This window comes from Moorena sp. SIO3B2, assembly GCF_010692525.1.
GTDB classification, from domain to species: domain Bacteria; phylum Cyanobacteriota; class Cyanobacteriia; order Cyanobacteriales; family Coleofasciculaceae; genus Moorena; species Moorena producens.
Genome location: NZ_JAAHHE010000861.1, coordinates 1 through 1,432 on the forward strand (window position 1 = coordinate 1; position 1,432 = coordinate 1,432).

Below are 1,432 nucleotides of genomic sequence, written 5' to 3' on the forward strand. Positions count from 1 at the left end.
AGTAATGCAGCCAGGTAGTGCGGGTACTTCTGCCCAAAAACCACCTTCTTCTGCTGGATGTATTGCGACCTTAATCTGCATTTGGGTTTGCTTGCTCAATAGTTTTTTGTGTATTTTAACTCATCACCTCATGGGTCAATCAGATGATCCGGTGTACTTTTGTCAAGCTTATCCACACCCTGACTACTCTTACTTTTCGCTCTTTCCACTTCAACTTTTGTCAGTCAACCAGGCTGAGAGCTTACGCAAAGTTAGTTCAAAAAATTCATAGATTCCAATTTGTTGCTGCTGATTGCTTTCTGGAGCAAATTTTGCCACTCCTGCTGAATTTGTTTATGTTCTTTTAGCCTTTGGAACTCAGGCCATACTTTCGAGCGAATTTCTTCCTTTCTTAGAAAAGTCCGCCACTGGTCTTCCATATCTTTGGCATAGTGAATGCGATCAAAGAACTCTCCGATGATGAAGTATCTGACTTGGCTTGGTTCAGTTAACCACTGATCTAAGGTTTGCTTACATTTAATGACCACTTTTTTATGAAGAGCTTCTAGACGATTTTTTACTTCTTGTTGATTAAATTCTTCAACTTGGGGTTTTCCTGACTCGGAAGTTGTAATGCTCAGGGTGTTGTTGTTGATTAGATCGGGTTCAAGTTCGTTATCAAAGTGCTGTCGGATACTGTGTAGAATTAATCCTTCATAGGAAACTTGAGACTCCCAAAGGGTTCGGAATCCTAGCTCTAATTGATTGTTATACTTATCGAGTAACTCGGTCATCACCCCTAGAAACTTGGCATCACGCTCTTTGGTTAGATTCCCCAAGTGCCCCTTTTTCAGGTTTACCAGCACATTTGTTACTTCTGATTTGAGCTGCTCCACTGATTGCTGGAGCCCTTCATTTAAGGAAAGGAAATGCTTTGAAAGGTTGGCTCGCATCGCTGCAATCGATCCGTAGTAGGTAGACCTGTAAGATCCTCCGAATCGGTCTGTGCGTTGTCTTTCAATTTCTTCTAGTGCTGGAATTCCCGAGTCACTTTGGCAGGCTTTCATTACAGTATCGACTTTTGCTTTAAAGTAAGGATCAACTGTTTCCCGGTCTTTTCTGAGTTTTTTGAGGAATTTTTCAAGACTGTCAGATAGTTCTTCTTTAAATTCCTTGAATCGATCCACAAATAACTGGTCTTCATCCCCAAATCCAGCTAGGGCTTTATTCGCTTTCTGTAAATCAGTTTCTAAGTCTTTGTGGAGGATATCTATGTGGTCTTGATAAGCTTTGGCATATTTACTGTCTAGGTCTTCAATGTTGTCAACTAGGTAGTCTAGAATTAACTCCAAAACTTGGTTAGCTTGGTCAGGATTAGAACAGTCAGCGATTACACAATTAACCACCTCTATGTGGTTTTCCCGAATCGTTCTTTTAAGGGTTTCACAGCCTT

General features: G+C 40.9%; 1 protein-coding gene and 1 pseudogene. Both read right to left on the minus strand.

The features are described 5' to 3' along the window. Positions 1-81, minus strand: an 81-nt coding sequence (locus F6K38_RS41845) for a type II toxin-antitoxin system HicB family antitoxin (RefSeq protein WP_502709670.1), incomplete at its 3' end; no start/stop codon positions are given. A 170-nt stretch (positions 82-251) separates the two neighbouring features. Further along, a pseudogene (locus F6K38_RS41850) lies at positions 252-1,432 on the minus strand (hypothetical protein); the annotation flags it as partial.